This window comes from Roseofilum capinflatum BLCC-M114 (assembly GCF_030068505.1).
Lineage (GTDB): Bacteria > Cyanobacteriota > Cyanobacteriia > Cyanobacteriales > Desertifilaceae > Roseofilum > Roseofilum capinflatum.
Genome location: NZ_JAQOSO010000055.1, coordinates 218,457 through 241,185 on the forward strand (window position 1 = coordinate 218,457; position 22,729 = coordinate 241,185).

The 22,729-nt window shown below is 46.8% G+C and carries 27 protein-coding genes and 1 tRNA gene; 10 read left to right on the forward strand and 18 right to left on the reverse strand.

What is annotated here, in order from left to right:
* The first annotated feature begins 54 nt into the window (after window positions 1-54).
* Window positions 55-198 carry a helix-turn-helix domain-containing protein gene (locus PMG25_RS10540; protein WP_283766859.1) on the forward strand — a complete coding sequence of 48 codons (144 nt, stop codon included), beginning with the start codon at window positions 55-57 and terminating at the stop codon, window positions 196-198.
* A 338-nt stretch (window positions 199-536) separates the two neighbouring features.
* On the opposite strand, the gene PMG25_RS10545 is transcribed toward PMG25_RS10540, so the two are convergent.
* Window positions 537-2,069, reverse strand: coding sequence for an ABC transporter substrate-binding protein (locus PMG25_RS10545; protein WP_283766860.1), 1,533 nt, complete (start codon window positions 2,067-2,069; stop codon window positions 537-539).
* An 87-nt stretch (window positions 2,070-2,156) separates the two neighbouring features.
* Between PMG25_RS10545 and PMG25_RS10550 the strand changes: the two genes are divergently transcribed.
* Complete coding sequence (locus PMG25_RS10550; protein WP_283766861.1) at window positions 2,157-3,659, forward strand: DEAD/DEAH box helicase; 1,503 nt, start codon at window positions 2,157-2,159, stop codon at window positions 3,657-3,659.
* A 102-nt stretch (window positions 3,660-3,761) separates the two neighbouring features.
* On the opposite strand, the gene PMG25_RS10555 is transcribed toward PMG25_RS10550, so the two are convergent.
* Window positions 3,762-3,834, reverse strand: a tRNA-His gene (locus PMG25_RS10555).
* 43 nt (window positions 3,835-3,877) lie between these two features.
* Window positions 3,878-5,146: a lipid-A-disaccharide synthase-related protein gene (locus PMG25_RS10560; protein WP_283766862.1), complete on the reverse strand. Its 1,269-nt coding sequence runs from the start codon at window positions 5,144-5,146 to the stop codon at window positions 3,878-3,880.
* A 180-nt stretch (window positions 5,147-5,326) separates the two neighbouring features.
* Between PMG25_RS10560 and PMG25_RS10565 the strand changes: the two genes are divergently transcribed.
* The gene (locus tag PMG25_RS10565; RefSeq protein ID WP_283766863.1) at window positions 5,327-7,657 is read left to right on the forward strand and encodes a tetratricopeptide repeat protein; all 2,331 of its coding nucleotides are present in this window, start codon (window positions 5,327-5,329) and stop codon (window positions 7,655-7,657) included.
* 85 nt (window positions 7,658-7,742) lie between these two features.
* Here PMG25_RS10565 and cobO read toward each other — a convergent pair whose 3' ends face one another.
* Both cobO and tnpA read right to left on the reverse strand, forming a co-directional pair.
* Window positions 7,743-8,366, reverse strand: coding sequence for a cob(I)yrinic acid a,c-diamide adenosyltransferase (cobO, locus tag PMG25_RS10570; RefSeq protein ID WP_283766864.1), 624 nt, complete (start codon window positions 8,364-8,366; stop codon window positions 7,743-7,745).
* A 65-nt stretch (window positions 8,367-8,431) separates the two neighbouring features.
* Window positions 8,432-8,833, reverse strand: a complete 402-nt coding sequence (gene tnpA / locus PMG25_RS10575) for an IS200/IS605 family transposase (protein WP_283766865.1) — start codon at window positions 8,831-8,833, stop codon at window positions 8,432-8,434.
* 51 nt (window positions 8,834-8,884) lie between these two features.
* On the opposite strand from tnpA, the gene PMG25_RS10580 reads away from it, so the two are divergent.
* On the forward strand, window positions 8,885-10,006 hold the full coding sequence (locus PMG25_RS10580) for an RNA-guided endonuclease InsQ/TnpB family protein (protein WP_283766866.1): 1,122 nt from the start codon (window positions 8,885-8,887) through the stop codon (window positions 10,004-10,006).
* Between the two features lie 150 nt (window positions 10,007-10,156).
* Here PMG25_RS10580 and dps read toward each other — a convergent pair whose 3' ends face one another.
* From dps to der, 3 genes are all read right to left on the reverse strand, one after another.
* Entirely contained in the window at window positions 10,157-10,654 is a 498-nt protein-coding gene (gene dps / locus PMG25_RS10585) for a DNA starvation/stationary phase protection protein Dps (protein WP_283766867.1), read from the reverse strand.
* 21 nt (window positions 10,655-10,675) lie between these two features.
* The gene (locus PMG25_RS10590) at window positions 10,676-10,939 is read right to left on the reverse strand and encodes a ParB N-terminal domain-containing protein (protein ID WP_283766868.1); all 264 of its coding nucleotides are present in this window, start codon (window positions 10,937-10,939) and stop codon (window positions 10,676-10,678) included.
* A 177-nt stretch (window positions 10,940-11,116) separates the two neighbouring features.
* The gene (gene der, locus PMG25_RS10595; RefSeq protein WP_283766869.1) at window positions 11,117-12,478 is read right to left on the reverse strand and encodes a ribosome biogenesis GTPase Der; all 1,362 of its coding nucleotides are present in this window, start codon (window positions 12,476-12,478) and stop codon (window positions 11,117-11,119) included.
* A gap of 83 nt (window positions 12,479-12,561) precedes the next feature.
* Between der and PMG25_RS10600 the strand changes: the two genes are divergently transcribed.
* Together PMG25_RS10600 and PMG25_RS10605 are read left to right on the forward strand one after the other, a co-directional pair.
* Window positions 12,562-12,906, forward strand: coding sequence for a nucleotidyltransferase family protein (locus PMG25_RS10600; RefSeq protein WP_283766870.1), 345 nt, complete (start codon window positions 12,562-12,564; stop codon window positions 12,904-12,906).
* Window positions 12,878-13,222 (forward strand): HepT-like ribonuclease domain-containing protein, encoded by a 345-nt coding sequence (locus PMG25_RS10605; RefSeq protein ID WP_283766871.1) that lies wholly within the window; start codon window positions 12,878-12,880, stop codon window positions 13,220-13,222. The genes PMG25_RS10600 and PMG25_RS10605 overlap by 29 nt, the downstream gene beginning before the upstream one ends.
* 20 nt (window positions 13,223-13,242) lie before the next feature.
* Here PMG25_RS10605 and PMG25_RS24645 read toward each other — a convergent pair whose 3' ends face one another.
* Together PMG25_RS24645 and PMG25_RS10610 are read right to left on the reverse strand one after the other, a co-directional pair.
* Window positions 13,243-13,353 (reverse strand): hypothetical protein, encoded by a 111-nt coding sequence (locus tag PMG25_RS24645; RefSeq protein WP_430540957.1) that lies wholly within the window; start codon window positions 13,351-13,353, stop codon window positions 13,243-13,245.
* Complete coding sequence (locus PMG25_RS10610) at window positions 13,328-13,672, reverse strand: element excision factor XisI family protein (protein ID WP_283766872.1); 345 nt, start codon at window positions 13,670-13,672, stop codon at window positions 13,328-13,330. The genes PMG25_RS24645 and PMG25_RS10610 overlap by 26 nt, the downstream gene beginning before the upstream one ends.
* Window positions 13,673-13,775: 103 nt before the next feature.
* Here PMG25_RS10610 and PMG25_RS10615 point away from each other — a divergent pair, with 103 nt between their 5' ends.
* The gene (locus PMG25_RS10615; RefSeq protein WP_347178809.1) at window positions 13,776-14,993 is read left to right on the forward strand and encodes a NupC/NupG family nucleoside CNT transporter; all 1,218 of its coding nucleotides are present in this window, start codon (window positions 13,776-13,778) and stop codon (window positions 14,991-14,993) included.
* Window positions 14,994-15,109: 116 nt separating this feature from the next.
* Here the strand turns inward: PMG25_RS10615 and PMG25_RS10620 are convergent, their stop codons facing one another.
* The 8 genes from PMG25_RS10620 to clpS form a co-directional block, all read right to left on the reverse strand.
* Window positions 15,110-15,589, reverse strand: a complete 480-nt coding sequence (locus PMG25_RS10620) for a carboxypeptidase-like regulatory domain-containing protein (protein WP_283766874.1) — start codon at window positions 15,587-15,589, stop codon at window positions 15,110-15,112.
* Window positions 15,590-15,767: 178 nt separating this feature from the next.
* Complete coding sequence (locus tag PMG25_RS10625; RefSeq protein ID WP_283766875.1) at window positions 15,768-16,121, reverse strand: cupin domain-containing protein; 354 nt, start codon at window positions 16,119-16,121, stop codon at window positions 15,768-15,770.
* Between the two features lie 30 nt (window positions 16,122-16,151).
* Window positions 16,152-16,502, reverse strand: a complete 351-nt coding sequence (locus PMG25_RS10630; protein ID WP_283766876.1) for a hypothetical protein — start codon at window positions 16,500-16,502, stop codon at window positions 16,152-16,154.
* A 477-nt stretch (window positions 16,503-16,979) separates the two neighbouring features.
* Window positions 16,980-18,065 carry a coiled-coil domain-containing protein gene (locus PMG25_RS10635; RefSeq protein WP_283766877.1) on the reverse strand — a complete coding sequence of 362 codons (1,086 nt, stop codon included), beginning with the start codon at window positions 18,063-18,065 and terminating at the stop codon, window positions 16,980-16,982.
* A gap of 211 nt (window positions 18,066-18,276) precedes the next feature.
* The gene (locus PMG25_RS10640) at window positions 18,277-19,254 is read right to left on the reverse strand and encodes a coiled-coil domain-containing protein (RefSeq protein ID WP_283766878.1); all 978 of its coding nucleotides are present in this window, start codon (window positions 19,252-19,254) and stop codon (window positions 18,277-18,279) included.
* 345 nt (window positions 19,255-19,599) lie between these two features.
* Entirely contained in the window at window positions 19,600-20,214 is a 615-nt protein-coding gene (locus PMG25_RS10645; protein ID WP_283766879.1) for a hypothetical protein, read from the reverse strand.
* A gap of 18 nt (window positions 20,215-20,232) precedes the next feature.
* Window positions 20,233-20,502: a DUF2103 domain-containing protein gene (locus PMG25_RS10650; RefSeq protein ID WP_347178810.1), complete on the reverse strand. Its 270-nt coding sequence runs from the start codon at window positions 20,500-20,502 to the stop codon at window positions 20,233-20,235.
* Between the two features lie 91 nt (window positions 20,503-20,593).
* Window positions 20,594-20,920: an ATP-dependent Clp protease adapter ClpS gene (gene clpS / locus PMG25_RS10655; protein WP_283766881.1), complete on the reverse strand. Its 327-nt coding sequence runs from the start codon at window positions 20,918-20,920 to the stop codon at window positions 20,594-20,596.
* Window positions 20,921-21,094: 174 nt separating this feature from the next.
* Between clpS and PMG25_RS10660 the strand changes: the two genes are divergently transcribed.
* The 3 genes from PMG25_RS10660 to PMG25_RS10670 are packed head-to-tail and all read left to right on the forward strand — an operon-like array spanning window position 21,095 to window position 22,675.
* Window positions 21,095-21,781, forward strand: coding sequence for a Uma2 family endonuclease (locus tag PMG25_RS10660; protein ID WP_283766882.1), 687 nt, complete (start codon window positions 21,095-21,097; stop codon window positions 21,779-21,781).
* Between the two features lie 51 nt (window positions 21,782-21,832).
* A complete protein-coding gene (locus PMG25_RS10665) occupies window positions 21,833-22,075 on the forward strand; it encodes a coiled-coil domain-containing protein (protein WP_283766883.1) in 243 nt (80 codons plus the stop codon).
* Between the two features lie 21 nt (window positions 22,076-22,096).
* The gene (locus PMG25_RS10670) at window positions 22,097-22,675 is read left to right on the forward strand and encodes a hypothetical protein (RefSeq protein WP_283766884.1); all 579 of its coding nucleotides are present in this window, start codon (window positions 22,097-22,099) and stop codon (window positions 22,673-22,675) included.
* The last annotated feature ends 54 nt before the right edge of the window (window positions 22,676-22,729 follow it).

The following is a 22,729-nucleotide window of genomic DNA, read 5'->3' on the forward strand; positions in this document are numbered from 1 at the left end:
AAAATCACCCTGATTTTTCAGAGAGATCTATAGAAGCTCTCAAATTCGGGACGAATGAACACCAAACAACTGAAGCGGGTAGGCGCTCAGTTGTGGAAAAAGTTATCTCTGGTCTTTGGAGAAGAGATTCATAAAAATAACATTCGTGGCACTCTAGAGCGCTACTTGGAGGATCGGGAGTCTGAAGAGAGTTCCTGAGAGGATTTTAAGTTTTTGTTAAGTTGCACCGAACGCTACCAAATGCTACTAAACGCTACTTACAAATACAGCATAGAAGATTACTATAGGTGTATGTGTTTAGGAGAAATTGGTAAGGTGGGCACTGCCCACCCTACTGGACCGGCAAGCTTAAAACTGTAGGTTGGGTTGAACGAAGTGAAACCCAACTTTCGTCAGACGGGTGTTGGGTTTCGTTCCTCAACCCAACCTACACTCTTACCCCCAATTTTAAGCTTGCCGGTCCACTACTGCGCTATAGTCTTTCAGTTGAGAACATAGTAGGGAAAATTTTTTTTACCCCTACTTTAATAAAACAATCATTGTACTCCAATACTAGCTTTGTAGGCATTTCGTTGCGCTTCTCTCCCCACTTCATCGGTAATCTTTTCCCAGCCTTGTTCAATTTGTTGTATGGCTTGTTCTGTGGTGATTTCATCTCTGAGATATGCCCCCAAGACCGGATCTAAAACGTCCTGTTGATAGCGGTTATTGTAGGGAACCCGCAAATCTAAAACCACATTCGCATTACTCAAACTTAAGCCAATCGCGCCTAAATATCTCTGGGCCGCTTCAGCACTCATTCCCGCATCAATCCACAATTTCTGTTTAGAATATTGGGAAAAACGATAGGGATTAAATCCGGTTCCGCCAATGGTAACATCTACATTGGCTTGTGCGGGTTGGCTCATATAGGATAAAAAAGCATAGGCGGCTTCTTTACGGCGCTCATTACTGGCAGCATTAACTGCACCTGACCATCCCCCAAAGGCAGCATAGGGAGCGTGATTTACCCCATTAATCGCATAAGGACAAGTCGCTTTATCACAGGTTACTAATGCTCCAGTTTCTCGGTCTAAGATTTCCCGCGAACCGGGGGCAATATCTGCCCCAACTTTATCGATGACTTGGGAAATTTCTGGGTTAATGACGATTGTCCCGGTATCGCCCCAATCTAAGGTGAGGGCACAGCGTCCAGAGGCAAATAAGGGGTGAACTTCATGGGTGGTTAGCTCTAGTTCGTTGGCAGGAGCGTATTGGGTGGTTTGTTTATAAATTTCTAAGGCTTTGGCAAAGGCTTCATTATTGACTAAGGGTTTCATGGTTTCTGGATCGAAAAATATGCCTTGGCGAGTGCCTTGACTTTGGATAAAGGGACTGAGAATGGAGCCGAACATCCAGTAAGATTGGGCATTGGGTTTTTTGGACATACAGGAGCCATAGTCGGGTTCGCCATCGCCATTGAGGTCTTTTCCGTGGAAGGCTTGAGCAATTTTGAGGTAGTCATCCCAGGTTTTGGGGGGATTCAGTCCTTCTTGTTCGAGTAAGTCGGAACGGTAATAGACCATTTGGAAGTCACCATCGAGGGGAATGGTGTAGATTTTTCGGTCGTAGGTGGTGCTGAATTCGCGGAAAAACGGGGCGATGTCGTTCCATTCTAGGGCGGGGTCGTTGGCGATGCGCCCATCTAATTCTTCTAAGTATCCAGGAGCAGCAAAATCAACCATCCATTGGGGCGCAAATACAATCAGGTCATATTTTTTTGTCCCTTGGCTTAAGTCATCGAGAATGGTTTGATAGAGTTGGCCAAAGGGAACGGTGACGATGTTAATGTTGACTCCTGTGAGACGCTCAAAGTCGGGGGCACGACGGTTGAGGGGTTCGTATATGGTGGGGCCCACTTCGGTTAAAACGGTTAGGGTTACGCCTTCAAAGTTCTGGACTGGGGTGCTGGAGGGAGTAGGGGGGGGAGTTTCGGCAATGGGAGCAGGTGGAGTCTGGCAAGCAGATAGGGCGAAAGTAAGGCTTAGGGGGAGGAGGGATTTTTTGAGGCGATCGAAGGAAACGTGCATGGTTTATAGTAATTGGATCTGAACCCGTATGGGAAGTAGTTTACCGAAAAATGTGGCTTTGGTTCTGTCTTGTCCACTGGTGACTTTATGACTCGTATCCCCAAGTTAACTTACGATCGCGGCACATTAATTTTGCATCCTCCACCGAGGGGAAAAACTTGGGTTGATTATGCCACTTGGGATGACCGGGTGGAAAAGTTTCGTATTCTAGCTATTCATTATCGCCGGTTGCTGGAAACGTTATGGGAGGAAAAGGCGGTATTTGACGATCGCGCAAAAGAATTTTATCCGGTAGAATTAATCCCAGCCCTAGAAATGACTCCCTATCCCCATCAGGTGGAGGCGCTACAAGCTTGGCGGGATGCCCAACGTCAGGGGGTGGTGGTGCTGCCGACGGCTGCGGGAAAGACGTATTTGGCGCAGTTGGCGATGCAGATTACGCCGCGAACGACGTTGATTGTTGTGCCGACGTTAGATTTGATGCATCAATGGTATGCCCATTTGCAGGCAGCGTTTCCGGATGTGGAGGTGGGGTTATTGGGGGGCGGATCTCGCGATCGCACTCCCATTTTGATTTCTACCTATGACAGTGCAGCGATTTATGCGGAGGCTCTGGGATCTCGCTATGGGTTGCTGATCTGCGATGAGTGTCATCATTTACCGACCGAATTTACGCGAGTGATTGCTGAATATGCGATCGCTCCCTATAGATTAGGCTTAACCGCGACATTGGAGCGAGCAGACGGACGACACCGAGATTTAGCCTTCTTATTGGGCGAAACCGTGTATCAGAAAACGGCACAAGAGTTATCGGGTAAGGCGTTAGCTCACCATGAAGTGGTACAAATTAAGGTGAAACTCTCGCAACAGGAGAAGCACCGATATGAGGCATTAATTGAAGAACGGAATCAATTTCTGCGATCGTCTAACATTTTCCTCGGTTCTGTCAAAGGCTGGCAACTCTTTGTCCGTGCCAGTTGTCGCTCTTCTGAGGGCCGTAGAGCTATGTTAGCCCATCGCGAAGCAAAGGCGATCGCCCTATCCACTGACAGCAAACTCCGCGTTCTTCAAGACCTCCTCAGTCAACATTATCCCGAAAAAATCCTCATTTTCACCGCCGATAATGCCACCGTTTATCAGATTTCCCAAACCCTCCTCATTCCCGCCATTACCCACCAAACCCCCGTTAAAGAACGCCATGATATTCTCACCCGCTTTCGTCACGGAGAATATCAAACCCTAGTCGCTTCCCATGTCTTAAATGAAGGCGTTGATGTCCCCGATGCTCGCATTGCCATCATCCTATCTGGAACCGCATCCAAGCGGGAATACATTCAACGGTTAGGGCGAGTCTTGCGGAAAGGTTCCCAAAAAAATAAACAAGCCATCCTCTATGAAGTGATCGCCGAAAATACCGCCGAAGAGCGCACCTCCGAACGTCGTCGCGGAGAACCGCAAAAATCACCTCCTTCCCTGACTCCCTTGCGCCTAATTTATGGCAAAGGAGACACTCAAACCCAACGAGCAGCAGAAAATTCCTCTTCCTATTCCACGGAAACAAAAGAGGAGAAGCTCGACGACGATCGCTAAATTCTCCCAACTATCCCTCTTCTTTCACTCTAGGCAGTTGTAGGGGAGAAAAATGTTTCTCCCCTACTGAATCGAAATGACTATCACTGAAATTTTTAAGAGGGCGAACGACGGGAGTTGAACCCGCGAATGGCGGAACCACAATCCGCTGCCTTAACCACTTGGCTACGCTCGCCATAATTTTTGACTGTAGACCACTATAGCACACTTCTGGAGAATTAGCTACCCTGGGCAGCCATTTTTTCTAAGAAACAGGTGGCAATTCTTTGGGATGCACCGGGATCGCCCATGCGTCGCCGGCCATTGTCATAGATGAGTTGGAGGAGATCGGGGTCTTGTAGGAGGTCTTGGAGGGTTTGGGGTACGGCGTGGGGACTTTTGACTTGCATGATAGAGGGGCCGAGGAGTTGGGCTTGGACTTGAGCAAACTGGGGGGTAAATTGGGGGCCTTTTCCGGGGAGGGTGAGGGCAGGTTTACCGAGGCCGACAAATTGCTCGGTGGCGGTTCCGGCCATGGCTAGGGCAAAATGGGCTTGTTGTAGACAGGTGCTATAGGCGTTTTGGGTTAAGAAGAGTGTGCCGTTACTAAGGGTGTAACAGAGGGTTTCTGGAGAGGGAAGATCGAGACCTTCGGGTGGCTCATTGCGCCGCCAGCCGTAGGATTCAAGGATTTGACCGAAGGTTTCTAAGCCGAATCCGGGGGCGATCGCCCCAAACACCGTTATTGGCCGATGCAACCCCTTAAACGGCTGGGGTTCGCCAATCACTTGCCCCACCGCAGTTAACAGCACCTGCCAATTCTCATAAGCTTCCGGAGCGCGGGAACCGGGAAGTAAAACCAATGCTAAAGATTTGCCCTCCTCCTCCGGTTCCTTCTCCATCGGTAACACATCATCCATCATCGGATTGCCACAATCAAACACCGGCAACTGCTGCCACTGTTGCAGGGTTTGGGCGGTTAACCGATCCCTAGGAAACACTCCCACACAGCGCTTGCGTCCCATTAACCACCGCTCCCACGGCAAATACACTGAACCCGACCAACCCGGCCCAAACCAACGACGGGCGGTTAAGGGGCCGTTCTCATCCTGAATCCAATATTCTGATTTAGCGGTAGCCACAAATGCATAGGGTAAACCACTGAGCCAAGCCAACAGGAGGGGCACAATATCCCCAACCGCTAAGACTGCACCCCCGTCTTTGGCCCAGGTGCGAATGGCTCCATACTGTTGCCAAATCAACTGCAACATTCCCGCTTTCACATCTTTGGCTAACTGGCGACTTTCCATATAGACAAAGCCCCCAGAGGGCATCGCTTTCACTGGGCCAATTAAGGGAATATCCATGTGCCGATAGGCCATACCTTCCCCCACCAGGGACAGAGCCGATAATTCGGGAGGATTGGGTGTGGTCTGGAATTGGCGTAAGATGCGAGTGGCGATCGCATCTTCTCCATGGCCATTACTCAAGCATAGGATTCGCATCATGCACTAAAAAACCGTTCAAACTAACCCTTCCATGAGTAGCATAGACTGTTCCAGCTTCAACAGCAGTTTTTGCGCTTCTAAAAATTTCCCTGAATTAAGGCTCTAACCCCAGTAAAGACAGTCAGAGCCAATCTGTCAGCAGTTTGTCTACTGGATCGGGAAAAAGGTGCAGGTGAAGCCGTGACTCAAGAATTTCATTTGTCCGTCACGCCAGTCGGTTATGTCAGGGAAAGCGCCAGCGAAAATCTCCCCCTGCGTAAAACCTACTTAGTGCGAACTGAATTCGTCGCTCCTGGAGTTCCCCTAGCGGAAGAACAGGTGGAGTGGCCGATCGCCGATTGGCTAGAATTAACGGAGTATTTGATCGGCGATCCCCTGTTTTCGACTCCGATTTCCTCCGAGTCGGTGGATTTAGTCAGTTTCGGGAAAAGCTTGTACCATTCCCTCTTTCAAGGCACGATCGCCCAAAGTTGGCATACTGCCCAAGGAATTGCCCATAATCGCACCCAGCCCCTACGGTTGCGTTTATACTTGAAAGATCCCTTAGTCGCCAAATTGCCTTGGGAAATCCTCCATGGAGGCGATCGCCCCCTCACCACGAATACGGAAATTCTCTTTTCTCGCTATCATCTTAACCCCAGAATCCGACCGTTACAGGACAATCCCATTGTCGATCCGTTAAAAATTTTGATGGTGCTTTCAGCGCCCAGCGATCAACAAGGATTAGCTCTCGATCAAGAAATGCATCGCTTAAAAGGGGAATTGCAACACCATGAAGGCATGGGTTTAGATATCCATCTCGATATTCTCACCTTTCCCGATCGCGAACAACTCACCCGAACCCTAGAACAAGGACAATATCATATCTTTCATTATTCTGGCCATAGTCAAGCCAATGCCTGGGGAGGCGAAATCTATCTCAAAAATCAACACAGTGGCTTAACTGAACAACTTCATGGAGACGATTTAGCCGGTTTATTGGTGAATAATGGGATTTTGATGGCCCTGTTTAATTCCTGTTCTAGTGCAGGAACCGGAGATACCAGTTTAGCGGAAAGTTTGCTCAAACGCGGTATTCCCAGTGTATTGGCCATGGGCGATCGCATCCCGGATCAGGTGGCGATCACATTTAGTCAATTGTTCTACCGCAATCTTAAACGAGAATATGCCATTGATTTAAGCTTAAATCGGACGCGCCAAGGTCTAATTGCCGCCTATGGTTCCGATGCGCTCTATTTTGCCCTGCCCATTCTCTATTTGCAACTGGGATTTGTACAATTTTCACCTCCCGATCGTCCCTCCTCTGCTGCATCTGTTCCTGTACCTTCTGTCGCTCCTCCACCGGTTTATCACTCTCCTGTCCAGAAGGATCGAGCCTATTATCAACAGCGAATTCAAAAGAATCCCCAAGATGTGGAAGCCTACGATCGCTTAGGACTGATTTTTTATCAAGAAGGCCAGATAGAAGATGCGATTGATGCCCATCAGATGGCCCTATTAAATGATGCTAATTATACTGATGCTTATTACCATTTAGGCTGTATTTTCTATGAAAAAGGACAGATCCAAGAAGCCATTAAATTCTATCGTCAAGCCCTCAATATCGATCCCGAACATCCCCAAGCCAATATTGCCCTCAATCAAGCTTTGGCACACAGTCAAGCGGTTTCTGTTGCCCCCGTCGAGATCCCCGAAGAACAACAGTTATCCGACAAGAGGCGATGGATGTTTCCATTACCCATTGGACGGTTTTGGTTAATTGGTATGGGGATTTTGGGAGGGGTGTCTATCCTGATGTTTGCTGTTTTTCAAGCCTACATGAGTTGGCTCGATTTCCAGCAAAGGTCTGCGATTGTCCTACCTTCTCCGCTTCCTGTGGAGCGATCTAATCCAGACAATGCCAATCAGACTCTGGTGATTTCGGCGATCGCCGCGTTTAATCAAGGTAATGTAGAGCAGGGAATTACCTATGTGGCAACGTTGCTTGAGAGTGATAATGGAGTCATTTCCTATGCCCAGCAAGCCCTAGAAACTGCTCCCCGTTACTTACAAAATGAGTCGGAATTTAACTATATTTGGGGACGCTTGGTTTGGCAAGCCATGCAACAGGGAAGTTTAATTTTCAGTGTGGATGATGCCAGACGCTATTGGCAATCTGCGATCAAAATAGATGACCAACAGCCAAAATATTACAATGCTCTAGGATTTGCCTATTATGCCCAGGAAAATTGGTATGAGGCTCGGAAGAATTTTTCTAAAGCAAGAGAGATCGCTAAATCCCAAAATTTCCCAGAAACCTTAACAGCTTATGCGGGATTAGCTTTGGTTTTGGCTCAAGATAATCAAGAGGAACAGGCGGTTGAGTTCTATCAGTTTGTCATCCAGAACGATCCATTGGCGTTTCAGCCTCTATATCTGGGAACCCACAATTGGTTATGGACGAATGAGGCGATCGCTCAATGGGGCTTTTTGGGCGATCGTTTGCCTCAAGTCGCAGAGAACAATAATTAGGCAAAAGGCAAAAGGGAATGGGGCATAGGAGGAAAATTGCTCTCAGCCCATTGTTAATTATTAATTGTTAATTGTTAATTAATAATTAATACTCAATTCCTGGTTGTGCTTTTACCCCTTGTTCGCGGAATGGGTGTTTAATTAACTTCATTTCTGTGACTAAATCTGCGGCTTCAATCAAGGCTTCTGGCGCACCTCTTCCGGTGAGAATGACGTGAGAATTTTCTGGTTTGCTGGTTAAACCGGTGAGAATCTCTTCAACTTGTAAATATCCCAATTTAAGGGCAACATTAATTTCATCGAGGAATACGAGGCGAAATTCTGGGTTTTGGATATAGGTTAAGGCTTGTTGCCAAGCTTCTGTGGCTTTGGCAATGTCGCGATCGCGGTCTTGAGTATCCCAGGTAAAGCCTTCTCCCATGGCCTTAAATTCGAGTTGCTGGGGAACCCAAGGTTGTAAAACGGCTTTCTCTGCCGGTTCCCATGCGCCTTTGATAAATTGCACGATCGCCACTTTATACCCTTGACCGAGCGATCGTAAGACCATCCCTAACCCGGCAGTGGTTTTTCCTTTGCCATTTCCGGTATGGACGATGATTAACCCTTTTTCCTTATCCGCTTTACTGACGCGCTCTTTCTGCACCTCCTGGCGGCGTTGCATTTTTTTCTGGTATTGTTCGGCGCTCAGAGATGAAGATTGGGTATCCATAGCAGAAATACGGTTGACATTCTGTCTATAGTTTATCAGAAGAATGGGTCTAAAACCCCGTCCTTCTAGGACGGCTTTTCTGGTTCTCTAATGTACTGCTTTAGAACTTCTATTGGCGCACCTCCAATGGAGCTAACAAAATAGCTAGGACTCCAGAGGGCATCCTTTCCATAGGGTTTAGGGTAGCCAGCTTGACCATATCGGCGGCTAGAAACGCCTTTTAGGGCATTCACCATCTGAGAGATAGAAAGCTTAGGTGGGTACTCAATCAGCGCGTGAATATGATCAGACTCTCCATTGAATTCGAGGATCTGAAAATTCATTTTCTTAGCCACTTCATTAAAAGACTTTCCGATAACTGCAAGGCTTTCAGCCGTGAACACAGATCTACGATACTTAGTTACACAGACCAAGTGAATCTTAAGACTTGAAATACTGTGTCTTTCCTTGCGTAAGCTAGTTGTCATTTTCTGTAGACCCAGTTACAATATAATTACAGACCAATTCTAGCATAGACAATGAAAGCCAGATATCAATACCGTTTCTATCCAACCGACCAACAGCGACAGAGCCTAGCTCAGTTGTTTGGCTGTGTTCGGGTGGTGTGGAACGACGCTTTAGCTTTCAGTAAGTCCGATAAATACCCTGGGTACAACAAACTTTCTGCGATGTTGACTCAGGCAAAGAAGACTGAGACTAGAAGCTGGCTCTCTGGTGTTTCATCCGTTCCGTTGCAGCAATCTCTTAAGCAGTTAGATGCCGCCTACAAAAACTATTTCAATTCCTTAAAGGGAAAGCGAAAAGGTAAAAAAGTAGGTCAACCCAAGTTTAAGAAAAAGACATACGATCAGTCTGCAACGTTTACAAAAGCAGCGTTTTCCATCAAAGAAAAAGAAGTATTTTTAGCTAAAATAGGCCCTCTAAAGCCAATTTGGTCTAGAGAGTTGCCGTCTGACCCAAGTTCTGTAACGGTTATCAAAGATTGCTCTAACCGCTATTTTCTCAGCTTTGTGGTAGAGATTGAACCCATTCATGTCGATGCGAAAAACCAAAGTATCGGAATTGATTTAGGGATCAAGACATTTGCCGTAATGTCTGATGGCTCTAAGGCTGTCAGCCCTGACTACTCAAAGGCAGATCGCAAAATTCACAAGCTTCAGAAGAAACTAGCTCGTCAGCAAAAAGGCTCAAACCGGAGAAATAAAACTCGTCTTCAGATGGCTAAACTACACCATCGTATTTCAGATACGCGCAAAGATTTCTTGCACAAACTATCTACTAAGATTGTTCGTGAAAACCAAACGATTGTTTTAGAGGATTTGAACGTATCAGGCATGGTCAAGAATCGCCAGCTTGCGAGGTCTATTAGTTGGCAAGGTTGGAGAGAGTTTAGAGATCTCTGTGAGGCAAAATCTCAGAAGTTTGACAGAGCGTTTCACATCATCAATCGATGGGAACCGACTAGCCAGATCTGTTCTGAGTGCGGCTACAAATGGGGCAAGCTCGATCTAAAAATTCGGTCGGTTCGATGCTTAAGTTGTGGCACTGAACACGACCGAGATGAGAATGCAGCGAAGAATATAGAAAAAAGTCGCCATAGGGCATTGGGAGACTTTAAACGGACGCAGAGACGCAAGTAAGACTACTATCGCCTGCGACGACGCTGGGCGAACGGTAGCATCAGTCAGTGAAGTGTCAAGAATCACCGCTCCTTTAGGACGGTGAGTATGTCAACAGGGAAAGGTCTTAATTCAGAAGCCGGGCTTCTTGAGGAAACCCGGCTTGTTGTTCTATTCTTCTACTGGGTGAAGATGGGCTTCGAGGAACCACAACCGTTTATCGATGGTTCGGGAAATTTCGGTATAGAGATCGGCGGTGTCTGCATCGCCGAGATCGTCAGTTTTGGCAATGCCATCTCTTAAATGTTTGGCATACTGGGCAAGGCGATCGCTCAGGGCAGTTAAATGGGCTTTTCCGCTCACAATGTCTAGGGGATAGGGTTCTAAAATTGAGCGATCGGCAGCAACGCGGGCAGTTCCAAGGGCAACTGCACCCAAGGCGGTAACCCGTTCTGCCACCATGTCTACATATTCTTCCAGTTCACCGGCAATTTCATCAAAGAGTTCGTGCAGAAAATAGAAGTCTCTGCCTTTAACGTTCCAATGGGCTTGTTTGGCTTGGGTTTTCAAGTCTAGAGTAGTGGCTAGAGTTTGATTGAGCAGTTCGACTACCGGTTGGCGAATTTCCGTCGATAGGTCGATGCGGGTGTCATAGAGTTTGGTGTTCATAGAGTGTGTGAGGAGTAAGGTTTAAGCGAGATGTCTTTGCAATACAGCGCGAGGTGCGCGGCGCACTCGACATTTAATGGTTTCTTTGCCCAGTCGTTGATGAGCTTCGTAGCGATGGCAACCGGAAAATCCATAGTAGTTACCTTCGACTTCTAGCACATCAATGGGTTCTTGTAATCCGATTTCGGCAATGGATGCCATCAAGGTTTCAACCTTGGCGGGATCGGTTTGCCGAGGAAGGGGACGACGAATCTGGTTTAAGGGAATGTCTGCAATCCGAATCATCCTGGGTTACCTGGGTCTGATCTTTCTTAATCATAGTCGGTATGACTTCGTTTTGCAAGCAGCAAGGGGTGATTACAGTCGTTTTCGCTATTATGGGGCGCATTTTTATCTCCCTAAGTCCCCCGTTTGCACAGGGAGATTTAGGGAGATCTTTAAGGGCTGTCTAGGGAGAGGACATTAAACTCGGATGGCACGATTCGCGCCTGTTGCTTCAAGTTCGCGGGCTTTTTTGCCGCGCCAAAAGAGGCGAATGGGTGTACCGGTAAATCCGAGTTGTTGGCGGATTTGTTTCTCAATATAGCGGCGGTAGTTTTCTCCCAACCGTTTGGGATCGTTGACAAAAATACTAAAGCTCGGCGGTTGGATACTCACTTGCGTGCCGTAGTAAATTTTGCCTTGTTTCCCTTGGCGGTTGGTGGGGGGAGTATGCCAACTGATGGCTTCTTGCAGCACTTCATTGACAACCGCAGTGGAAACCCGGCGCTGATGTTCGCTGACGGCATTATCGACTAACTTGAGAATTTTGGGAACCCGTTGGCCGGTGAGTGCGCTGACGAAGATCATTTCTGACCAGTCGATGAAGTAGAGGCGATCGCGTACTTGCTGTTCGTAGTGCAAAATAGTATAGCTGTCTTTTTCCACCTGATCCCATTTATTCACCACAATTACACAAGCGCGGCCTTCTTCGGCAATGCGATCGGCCAGTTTCTGGTCTTGTTCGGTGACTCCATCAAGCGCATCAATTACCAACAGCACCACATCCGATCGCCGAATGGCCTTAAATGCGCGATTAATGCCGAAAAATTCCGGCCCATATTCCACATTCTTTTTCTTGCGAATGCCAGCCGTATCAATCAACCGGTAGGTTTTTCCCTCATGTTCCACTACGGTATCAATCGCATCTCTCGTCGTTCCTGAAATGGGGCTAACGATCGCCCGTTTTTCCCCTAAAAAGGCATTGAGTAAACTGGATTTGCCCACATTGGGACGGCCAACAATGGCGATTTTGGTTTCTGTGGACTCTTCCCAGTCTTCAACCACGGGTAAGTGGGGAAGTAGAGCATCAAGAAGATCCCCGGTTCCATTGCCATGAATGCTGGAAATGGCATAGGGTTCGCCTAAGCCTAATTCCCAAAACTGGGCCGCTTGAATCAGTCCTTGGTCTGGAGATTCGCATTTATTCACCGCTAAAAACACGGGAACTGATTGTTGATATAGCCATCGGGCAATTTCCATATCTCCAGGGGTGGGGCCAGTTTGACCATCGACGAGGAAAATGGCGGCGCTCGATTCAGCTAGAGCTAATAAGGCTTGTTCGCGAATCAGGGGCAAGAATTCGGTATCATCATGGAAGAGTAAGCCACCGGTATCGACCACCTGAAATTCGCGATCGCGCCAATAGCAGTAACGATAAGTGCGATCGCGAGTAATTCCTGGTTCATCAAACACAATCGATTCTTGTCTTTTGGCTAACCGATTAACTAGAGTAGATTTACCGACATTGGGACGGCCAATAATGGCAACGATAGGCAGTTTCATAGGGACGTTTTTAGGGTTTAGAAATATGTTTAGAGATTTTAGCCAAGCATTTCATTATATCTCATTTCTGTCTTGGGTGAGCCATGAACATTGAAACCCTCTATCATCGCTTAGGCATCACCCCCACCCAACTCGCCGAGTTTTGCCAAACCGCCCAAATCACGGAACTTGCCCTCTTTGGCTCCATCCTACGCGACGACTTTCGCCCCGATAGTGATATAGATATGCTCGTCACCTTCACCCCCGACTGCAAAATCAGCCTGCTCGATTTTGTTGGCCTAGAACAAGACCTAGAAGAGTGGCTACACCGAGAAGTCGATCTGGTTGAAAAGGAAACTGTTAAACAGGATCGAAACTGGATTCGCCGCAACGAAATTCTCAACAACCATCAGGTGATTTATGAATCGCGATCTCTCCTACCTGCTTGATATTTATCAGTACGGGCAAGATGTGGTGGAATTTGTTCAGGGTATGGACGAAGCCAGCTTTGCAGCAGACACGATCACCCAAAGAGCCGTGATTTATTCCGTCACTGTCATGGGCGAAGCTACCAAGAAACTTTCGCCCGAATTCCGTGCCCAAAATCCCCAGATTCCCTGGAAGAAAATTGCCGGAATGCGCGATAAATGCGTCCACGACTATCGCCAGATTAATAGCTACCGTGTTTGGGAAATTATTCAAACCAGCATTCCCGAACTCCTTCAGTCCCTTGAAGCGCTCTTACCCACCGAAGATCAGGTGTAGTAGCCAGCCATAAGATCGCCTCAAACCAGCAATAAGGATCTCTTTGAGCCAGGATTAAATGCAACTAGATCATTACCTGCACCGCCAGAAATCAGGTCATTGCCCTTACCCCCCGCGCTGGTCGTTGGCAATAGAGATCGCCTCTTGGGTTGGAGGATAGCAAAAGGCAGGAACCAGGACTTCTTCAGGAATGCCTTGCTCAATTAAATCTTCAGCAAAGTATTCCACATTATTCTGTTCGATATGAACTAACCCATCAATAATACGCAGGTGAGCTAGAATACCGTGAATGCGCCGATCGCCATGCCAACCCACACTCATCAGCAGATAGTTGTCGGTTTCTTCGTCACAAATAGCTATGGTTTCGTCGATATCCCTGGATTTCGACCATTCCAGATGTTCGGCTAAAACGGTACGAATAATACTACGGTAGTGTTCTAGTCGATCCATTGCTCGATCTCCTCCAAATTTGGATTAAATACAATAAGCGGGTAGACCCACTTCTGTGTAAATTGGATATTTCCTTTACTCAATCAAGTGCATGATTTTAATGATGGAACGTATTATTTCCCTATTGGGACTCGGTTGTTTTGTCGCCTTTGCCTATGGGATCTCTGTGAACCGTGCGGCGGTGCGCTGGCGGGTGGTTGCTATGGGGTTGGGTTTACAGTTTGTTTTGGCGGTGTTGATCCTCAAGGTTCCCTTTGGCTTGGCGCTCTTTCGCTTTTTGGGCGATCGCATCCAGACTTTTTTAGAATTCTCGGATGTGGGGTCTGAGTTTGTGTTTTCGTCCCAGTTGGTAAACAACGAGGTGTATATTTTTGCCTTTCGGGTGTTGCCGACGGTGATTTTCTTTTCCGCGTTTATTAGTGTGCTTTACTACTATGGAATTTTACCGCGCATGGTGCAGGCGATCGCCCGGTTGATGCAATATACCCTGAAAACTTCGGGATCGGAAACCTTAACCGCAGCCGCGAATATTTTTGTCGGCTCTACGGAAGCACCGTTGCTGATTAAACCCTATGTCTCGACTACTACGATGTCCGAACTCCATGCGATCATGACCAGTGGGTTTGCAACGGTAGCAGGAGGAGTTTTAGTCGCCTATATTTCCTTTGGGATTGCTCCGGAACATCTGATTACTGCGTCGGTGATGTCTGCTCCCGCAGCGTTAGCCATTTCTAAGCTCATGTATCCAGAAACGGAGAGTTCTCCGACGATGGGAACGGTGTCTATTGAGATCGAGAAAACCTATGTGAATGGCATTGATGCCTTGTCTACAGGCGCTTCCGAGGGGATGAAGTTGGCTCTTAATATTGCGGCGATGCTGATTGCCTTTTTGGGTATTCTGGCGTTTATTAATGCTGTATTGGCTTGGATGGGGGGATTTATTGGTTTGCCCACTTTATCCTTAGAGGGGATTTTTGGCGTGGTGTTTGCGCCGGTGGCTTGGTTGATGGGAATTCCTTGGACAGATTGTTTGGTGGTGGGGGAGCTACTGGGGAAAAAGACGATCCTGACTGAGTTTATCGCTTATGTGGATTTGAGCGAGTTGATTCGCAATCAACAGGTTTCCGATCGCACGGCGGCGATCGCCACTTATGCCCTCTGTGGGTTTTCTAATCTGGGGGCGATCGGCATTCAGTTGGGAGGCATTGGGGCGATCGCTCCCTCTCGACAATCCGATCTAGCAAAATTGGGTTTACGAGCCATGATCGGCGGATTTCTCGCCTGTTGTATGACCGCTTGTATTGCCGGTATTTTACTCTGATTTCTGCAATGGCTGCCCTAAAAACGGATATAGCGCTTTGCACTAGGTAGAGGAAGAGCAAGGTTGCCACTCTTCCCCATTACCGCACGTAGCGCTATATTCCCCAAGGGAGCAAATTAGCGCTTGAACTTGCGACGTAAGAGACTACCACCGACACCACCAACGAGCGTCACTCCAGCCACACCAGCCAGGATATAGCGATTCGCCATACGGTTGTGGGTATGGTAAGGATGTCCCTCTAGATAGCTGATGTTCTCAGATTCAATTCCTTCGCCGCTAACAGGAACGATAATATTATCCCAATGGCCGCCTTCTCCAATTTCCACAGACCACTCACCCGGAATAGAGGGATCGGGTTGAAAGACAAATTGACCGTTAGCATCGGTTGTGGTTTCTAACCAGGGTGTGGTGGGGTCATTCGGGGCATAAACAACCACCGGCGCACCTTCAAAAGCTTCACCGGTACTAAACATCGATTGGATTTCCAGGCGATCGGACATACTCTGAAAATCGGTTTCTACTGCGTGTCCTAGCGCCACTTTGGGTAAGCTCACTAAGCTCAGTAGCACAGCAGACAGGGTAAGGAAGGATTTCATTGGCATAGTCTCCTGTTGGTTACATGGATTGGTTAATATACAAATATATCTCAAGACTTAAATGGCTAGAGTCATCTAAGGTAATCTCTGCTTACTCGAACTCAATGGTAAATCCCGGAATGGAGCGATCGAGGTGTGCCTTCAACTGCTTGATTTCCTTCTGAATCTTATCTACTCCTTACGGATGACTTCTGAGGGGAACTCGTAAGCCAAAATAGGTCACCACTAATTCTGTTGAACCTGTATTGCAAAGTTCATGAACTTCACCGACATCAATGGCGATACAAGTGCCTGGAGAAAGAGCATAGTCCTCGTTATTGACTGTAATGCTTCCTGTGCCGGATTCAATAAAAAACACCTCACACATATCTGGATGAGCATGACCATTGGCGACTGCTCCAGGAGGAAACCGAGCTTGGGAAAAATTGGTTAAATGGGGGAGTTCTCCCAGGCGTAACATCACTTGCTTACGGATATTCTGATTGTGAGAAACGCCTTCTTGGGGTAAGTCATTTAAGTGAGTGATTTTCATTAGCAATCGAAAATTAAATCATTTAAATCATTATGGGTCATCAAGACGCTCCGACTCTAAGGATTCTGGTAAATTACGCTTCACCTCGGCTTGAAACCAAACTTTGAGAATGGCCTGTAATTGCATTCGACTAATATAGGGCCATCCTCCTTCCGTTTCCATATCCCGCAGAAGGGCATACAAGGTTTGACGGTTATCGGGAAGAGACTCTTGGAACCAAGTTTCTCGAATATGATGATGCATCTGTTCGAGACGGCGTAGAATAGCCAGTAAGGTCACTGAATCCTCTTGATGCAGAGCGGCTAAGGTGTGTATGCGCTCTAGAGTGTCATTCAGTTCCTGTTCCCAGGGTTGTACACTAGGGTCTAAATCCTTGTCCATCCGTGATTGAATTGTTCACCTACGTTAGTGCGATTTGTTGAAATCACATATTACTTTAACCGAAAAGCGGCGATCGCTGGTAATCCAACCGAACTCTCTGCAAGATCGATGATCTCGGTAAATAGACAGGTAGCGTCCCTCATACAGCAGTTTTCGCTGTTATGTGGGACATTTTGATCCCCCTTTCATGTCCGCTTGCGGAAAATCCCCCTTAAAAAGCAGGGGGGATCTTTTCCTACTGTCCACCTATACAGCGCAAAGCGCTATAACAGCGCCTTGGGCTGTATAAGCAGCGACTAGCGCTATAAAAAAAAATTGGGAATTGCTTTGCATCCACCCGCAAATCTGCAATTCCCAAACTACTCCCAAATCTGTAATCATCAGGGGTCATATCAAGTTGGATTAACTGTGATGATTGCTAATCATCGTAAGACTGATCCCCATTTTTGATTTTGAATTTCTAATTTTTAATTGATATTATTTGCCCTTCATTTGCTTGGCTTGTTCTAGGGCAATTTCTTTTAGAGCCTCAGAAGATTTACTGCTCGATGTTCCTTCAATGGCTTTCACGGCTAAATCTTGTACCTGTTTCAAGGCAGAATCTAATTGTTTGGAGAGATTCTGAATCCGGCTTTCTTGATTCTGGATAGTTTCGGATAAGCCTTGTAAGCGCAATTCATAGATTTTCTTCTGGCTTTCGATTTCTTGAGCGCGAAGATCGGCTTTAACCTTAACTTGATACTGGCCAATATTGCGACCGTTTTCTTTACCGCGTTTAATGTTCTGTTCCAATTCTTGCGGAAAGGCTTCGACTTTAGCTTTGGCTTCAGTATAGGCTTTTTCCCGTTCGGCGATCGCCTCTTCCCGCTCTTGCCAAGCTTGCTCTTGGGTTTCCCGTAACTCCACCAGCTCTTGCTCTAACTGCTCTCGCCCTTGTTGGTAGGCTTCTTCATCCAATTTGCGTTGCAGTTGCAAGTTATAGTTATAAGTCTCTGCGTCCCTAGTTTGTTGCGTCTGGGTGGCTTGGTTGCGCTCTTGAATTTCCCGTTGATGGGTTTGCTGCTCTTTTTGCCACACTTGCCGCGCTTCGGCTAAACGCTGCTCTAGGGTTTCTCGCTGTTCCTCCCATTCCCGCTCAAAGGTTTTCGCCTGGGTTTGATATTGCTCGATCAACTCATCTAAAGTCGTCTCGGAAACTTCTAAATCATATAACTGTTGCAATTGCTCCTGTTCTAAGTTTACCTGTTCTTCAACAGCTTCCAGTTGACTGGCTTCTTTTAACAGTTTTTCGGAGAGTTCATTTAAGGCTCCACCAAACGTAGCTTGAATTTTCCCTAAGTCTTGCAAGACTTTTTTCATAGGCTCAGAAACTCGATCGGTCACTCGATTAACTGAGTTTTGGGCACTGGGATGTTCAATGACAGGGGTAGGTTTCACGAGGGGTTGTTGTGGTTGTGGGGTTTGCGATGCTTGCTTTTCTAGCTCTTTTTTCTCTTGTAGCAATTCTTGATAAGCTTCGAGAATTTCGGCTTTGGTATTGCGATTTGTGGGTTTTTTGGCCATGGTGAAAATTTATCAATACGTGGGTGGAAATTGTGCCCTCTCCCTATATCCCTCTCCCACAGGAGAGGGACTTCTTCCCCCCTTCTCCTGCGGGAGAAGGGGCTGGGGGATGAGGGGAAGTTGTGCCCTCTCCCTATATCCCTCTCCCACAGGAGAGGGACTTCTTCCCCCCTTCTCCTGCGGGAGAAGGGGCTGGGGGATGAGGGGAAAATTATTGATTACCAGAACTGGAAAAAGCTCGCATTGCTAATTCTTTGGCTTGATTCACAGCAGCTTGCAGTTGTTCGGAAAGGGCGGTGATTTCTTCGGTTTGCCGTTCGATGGTTTTTTCTAAGGATTGCACTTGCAATTCGTATCCCTGTTGAATACCTGTCCATTCTTTTTCTAACAAGTCAGATTTAACTTTGCCTTCACGGTTAGCGTCTTGAATGGCTTCTTCTTTGGCTTTTGTATAAGCTTGTTTGAGTTCTTCTTCGTAACCGGCAATTTTTTGGCAAGATTCGGTGTATTCAGCTTCTTGAGCGCTGAGGACTTTTTCTCGCTGTTGCCAGTCTTTTTCGAGGTGTTGTTGACGTTGGTGAAGTTCGTGTTCGAGTTGCCGTTTGCGCTCTTCGTAGTCGTCTGAGTCCATTTGACGCACGCGCTCTAGTTCATATTGATAGTCGGTTTCTTGACGCTGGCGATCGCGGTTAATTTGTTCCGTTTTTTCCGCTAGAGCGCTTTCATATTCTTGTTGTTCTTTTAACCAGGCTTTCCGCACCGAGTCCTGTTGCTTTTGTAATTCTTCTTCCTGGCTGGTGATTTGAGCCTCAAAGGTGTTCACTTTGGCGTTATGCTCTTGAGTCAAAAGATGCAGAGCATCAGCGACGACACGGAGATTTTTCAGGTCTTGTAATTGCTCCTGTTTAACTGAAATAGCCTGATTGATTTCCTTGAGCTTATCCGTTTCTGTAGAGAGCTTCTCGGTTAACTGCTCGATGGTATCCCCTAAGTCTAACTGGAGTGTGGCTAATCCTGTAACTAGGCGATCGCGGCTATAACCTGAAACCTTAGCCACAACTTGCTGATTCTGTTCCCGTTGCGCCTCTTGTTCCTTCGTCTCCACCCGCACATTGGGGGATTTTCTTTCATTGACGATCTTCTCGAACGCTTGCATTAACTGACTTTTACTCGATGATGTGGGAGTCATTACCGTAGTCCTCACAGACTTGATATTTTCATCAACATCATCACTATATCTTTTATTGAATTTTAAGTCAACCCCCTTTTTCGAGAGACCGCCAAAATAGGAGTGCGTAGCGTGTCCGCAGGACAAACGTCTCGCTCGCTACGCACTCCTAAAACACCCAATCATATCAAGTTCGCTTATTCATGTCCGCGAAGCGGAAATACCCTAATTAAAAATCCAGGGAGCAAGATGCTCCCACTCCAGTCATATCAAAGAATTCGAGGAGTGCGGGCATCTTGCCCGCTTCTTAACAAATTTTCATGTCCGCTTGCGGAAACCGGACTTGATATCAGATGAAACAGCCAACTAGACTTCTTGCATAATTCCCAGGAGCATCCGCAATAAACTGTCTAAATCTGCGGGAACCCGATAGAGATTAATATCCGCATGAATACACTGTTGCTTCCGTTGCAAAACAGCAAACTTCCAAATATCCCCCGTCGCCACCGCACCATAAAGGCAGGGAACCTCTAGATTTGTCCAGCTATCCATGGCAATGAGTTCAACCGCCAACTGAGTCATTCCTCTAGGCATATCTGCATTGTTCGCTTCCACCACTAATAAATGAGTCCGAGAGATTAGCAAATAATCAAGGGTTCCTTTCAAAAAATTATTCACCATCACCGGATACTCGATTTTTAGCTTCGACCCAGATAAACGGCAAACCTCTAGTAAGGTTGGCGCAATCAACACCTCTCGACGAGCAATTTCACTCGTCAGATCCACGCAGAGCAAATCTTGCTCCAATCTTTCTTTCAATGCTTTACAGTCTAAATGGCCAGAAAATTTTGGAAGTGCAAGGGCAGCCTTCTCTAAACCAAAACCCAGCTCTGCCAGAATATCTTCAGGGTCAAAGGTCAGTTCAGCATATCGGCTAAAGGTGTAACTTTCTTCTAGATTGAGAATAGGAGGTTTAGTCATCTTCGGTTTATCCTAAACTTAAGAACATAAAATTGTGGCGATCGCCTCCTCCAAATCTGTCTTCGATAAGCTCGTCACAATAAACACCTCTTGCACCGTCTTCCCCTGCCGAGCAATCAGCTTAAACCCGCCCCGAATCGGAACCGAAACCTTCAACTTCATATGGGGCATATGGCTTTTCACCCGACCAATCACCCCTGGAGTCACCGTAGACACCCCCTCATAGGTTGTCAACTCCTCCAAAATCGGAATCAACCCCTCTAAATGGGTCGAATGATTCCACACCAGACGGCCCGAAGATTCACCAGACTTCGAGGGAGCCTCAGAGCGTTGTACCTTCTTTTTCTTCTTCTTACCCACGCTCGTTGCTCCCCATCCCTCAAGCCTTTTCCAAAGGAGCCATGGTTAAACCGGCCCGACTCAACTGCTGATGATACAATTCAGCCGGTTCCTGGGGGCCAACCCAAACCGTGGCTTGTCCCTCATAGTGGACTTGATTGGTTAGCTCCCAAGCCAAATCACTCGTCATGCCTGGAATATACTTCACCAGACAATCATGGACATGCTGAAACGTATTCACATCATCATTGAGGACAATGACTTTGTAATTCGGATAAGGCTTACGGATAACCTGGCCCGACTTTTCAGGGGCCTCGGTTGGAGCGGCTGCCATATTGCGAATCGTAGGCGAAAGTACCGGATTCATAGACCGTATTTGCAAACTTATCGACAGAGGAGATTAAAATTAATTGCACTACTCTAATTTAATTATAGCGATCGCAGGGTAAGCAGGGCAAGAGTTGTCCAAGCAAATGCGATCGCCCATTCCCTATTCCCGATTCCCTAATTATCATATTAGAAGTTATTACCTCTAAATCCTATGACTTCCTTGCTCTGCGAGCCTACCCAAAATGAACTGCCCTTGCAACTGTGGGAACCCTCTAGTTGGGACAACTATCAAGCCTGGCGGGATAGCGATCGCCCGGAACGGATCAAGTTATACTACTACCAAAATAAACTCTTAGTCGAAATGGGTTCAGAAGGAATTAATCACTCTAGCATCGGCGATCTATTTACCATGCTCTTTCTGCTCTGGTTCAATCAGAAGCAAAAACAAACCTTTAGCTCTTTTGGCGGCTGCTTGCTCGAAAAAGCCAACCAAAGCTCGGCTGCACCCGATCTGGTTCTCTATATCGGCGAAAATTATCCCACTTGGCATCCTGGCGAAAGACGCTATATTGATTTAGATCGCTGGCGAGTTCCCGATTTAGTCGGCGAGATTTCAGAGATCACCCTATCGAGTGATTTAGATGAGAAAAAGCACTTATATGCCTCTTTAGGCATTCCTGAATATTGGGTGATTGATGTCATTGGACGACGAGTGTTTGCCTTTCAGTTACAAGAAAATAACCGATATAAAGAATGCGATCGATCTCAGGCATTATCCGGTTTACCCATCGATCTTCTAGAACAGTCCCTGAGCCGTTTACAAGAAGCCAGTAATGGAGCTGTTGCGTCTTGGTTTTCCGAGCAAATTCAATCTACGGTAATAGGTAATGGGGAATAGGTAATAGGAAAATCATTTTTTACACTATAATCTTCTATTACCTGGACTATCATGAAACCCCATTCCTTTCTCATCAGTTTATTAGTTGTGATGGCTGTTATTTTAGGTGTGCTATCCTTTCCCAGTTTCGGTCAATCTGACCCACCCGAACCCATTAATCCGAATCCGCGCTCTCCTGATGTGCAAATGTTATCCCAAGAAGTGCGCCAGCTCCATCAACAAGTGCGCCAGCTAGAATCCCAGGTCAGATCCTTAGAATCTAAGGTGCGGTCTTTGGAATTTTCCATCCGTTAGAAGTCCATCCCATTTGCGATCGTGAATACCCCCAGTCATGCCATCTTAAACTTGACCGCCTTGGGAAAAGGCAATGTTCCAGAGTACAACCTGTTAATTGTATTATCTGGAATTGTGCCAGACGTGCCCATTTTCCTATTTTACGGTTGGGCAAAACTGATCCAAAAGCTCCCTGAATCAACCATTTGGTCAGAAGCTTATTATGGCGAAGGGTGGCAAACGGCGATCGCCCTGTTTCATTCCATCCCCCTAGCTGCCATTGCCCTCCTGATTGGCTATTGGCTCAATTGGCAGCCCTTACAAGTCTTTTCCCTCGGTTTAATCGGTCACTCTCTCCTCGATTTACCCGTCCATCATGACGATGCTCACCGCCATTTCTTCCCCTTCAGCAACTATCGCTTCATCAGTCCGTTCTCCTATTGGAATCCTGCCCATTATGGAGTCTGGGTTTCTGCCATAGAAATCCTTTTAGTCATAGGAGGAACCCTTTATTGCTGGTCTTTTGTTCAGTCTTGGGTCGGTAAAATTTTGATGCTTGTGGTCAATACTGCCTATGTTATCTTGTGGTTTCTATTCTATTTTAGGTTGATTATTTCTTAAGAGTGATATCAAGTCCAATTAAACCACTATAATTACCCATCATCATAGGGTGGG

What these genes read in the sequence shown, in the direction of transcription:
- PMG25_RS10605 (WP_283766871.1), top strand. Translation starts at nt 12,878, where the DNA reads ATGAATCGCGATCTCTCCTACCTGCTTGATATTTATCAGTACGGGCAA.
- clpS (WP_283766881.1), bottom strand. Translation starts at nt 20,920, where the DNA reads ATGAATCCGGTACTTTCGCCTACGATTCGCAATATGGCAGCCGCTCCA.
- der (WP_283766869.1), bottom strand. Translation starts at nt 12,478, where the DNA reads ATGAAACTGCCTATCGTTGCCATTATTGGCCGTCCCAATGTCGGTAAA.
- PMG25_RS10550 (WP_283766861.1), top strand. Translation starts at nt 2,157, where the DNA reads ATGACTCGTATCCCCAAGTTAACTTACGATCGCGGCACATTAATTTTG.
- PMG25_RS10665 (WP_283766883.1), top strand. Translation starts at nt 21,833, where the DNA reads ATGAAACCCCATTCCTTTCTCATCAGTTTATTAGTTGTGATGGCTGTT.
- PMG25_RS10660 (WP_283766882.1), top strand. Translation starts at nt 21,095, where the DNA reads ATGACTTCCTTGCTCTGCGAGCCTACCCAAAATGAACTGCCCTTGCAA.
- PMG25_RS10610 (WP_283766872.1), bottom strand. Translation starts at nt 13,672, where the DNA reads ATGGATCGACTAGAACACTACCGTAGTATTATTCGTACCGTTTTAGCC.
- PMG25_RS10615 (WP_347178809.1), top strand. Translation starts at nt 13,776, where the DNA reads ATGGAACGTATTATTTCCCTATTGGGACTCGGTTGTTTTGTCGCCTTT.
- PMG25_RS10630 (WP_283766876.1), bottom strand. Translation starts at nt 16,502, where the DNA reads ATGGACAAGGATTTAGACCCTAGTGTACAACCCTGGGAACAGGAACTG.
- PMG25_RS10580 (WP_283766866.1), top strand. Translation starts at nt 8,885, where the DNA reads ATGAAAGCCAGATATCAATACCGTTTCTATCCAACCGACCAACAGCGA.
- cobO (WP_283766864.1), bottom strand. Translation starts at nt 8,366, where the DNA reads ATGGATACCCAATCTTCATCTCTGAGCGCCGAACAATACCAGAAAAAA.
- PMG25_RS10590 (WP_283766868.1), bottom strand. Translation starts at nt 10,939, where the DNA reads ATGATTCGGATTGCAGACATTCCCTTAAACCAGATTCGTCGTCCCCTT.
- PMG25_RS10540 (WP_283766859.1), top strand. Translation starts at nt 55, where the DNA reads ATGAACACCAAACAACTGAAGCGGGTAGGCGCTCAGTTGTGGAAAAAG.
- PMG25_RS10620 (WP_283766874.1), bottom strand. Translation starts at nt 15,589, where the DNA reads ATGAAATCCTTCCTTACCCTGTCTGCTGTGCTACTGAGCTTAGTGAGC.
- PMG25_RS10640 (WP_283766878.1), bottom strand. Translation starts at nt 19,254, where the DNA reads ATGACTCCCACATCATCGAGTAAAAGTCAGTTAATGCAAGCGTTCGAG.
- tnpA (WP_283766865.1), bottom strand. Translation starts at nt 8,833, where the DNA reads ATGACAACTAGCTTACGCAAGGAAAGACACAGTATTTCAAGTCTTAAG.
- PMG25_RS10645 (WP_283766879.1), bottom strand. Translation starts at nt 20,214, where the DNA reads ATGACTAAACCTCCTATTCTCAATCTAGAAGAAAGTTACACCTTTAGC.
- PMG25_RS10635 (WP_283766877.1), bottom strand. Translation starts at nt 18,065, where the DNA reads ATGGCCAAAAAACCCACAAATCGCAATACCAAAGCCGAAATTCTCGAA.
- PMG25_RS10600 (WP_283766870.1), top strand. Translation starts at nt 12,562, where the DNA reads ATGAACATTGAAACCCTCTATCATCGCTTAGGCATCACCCCCACCCAA.
- PMG25_RS10625 (WP_283766875.1), bottom strand. Translation starts at nt 16,121, where the DNA reads ATGAAAATCACTCACTTAAATGACTTACCCCAAGAAGGCGTTTCTCAC.
- PMG25_RS10545 (WP_283766860.1), bottom strand. Translation starts at nt 2,069, where the DNA reads ATGCACGTTTCCTTCGATCGCCTCAAAAAATCCCTCCTCCCCCTAAGC.
- dps (WP_283766867.1), bottom strand. Translation starts at nt 10,654, where the DNA reads ATGAACACCAAACTCTATGACACCCGCATCGACCTATCGACGGAAATT.
- PMG25_RS10560 (WP_283766862.1), bottom strand. Translation starts at nt 5,146, where the DNA reads ATGATGCGAATCCTATGCTTGAGTAATGGCCATGGAGAAGATGCGATC.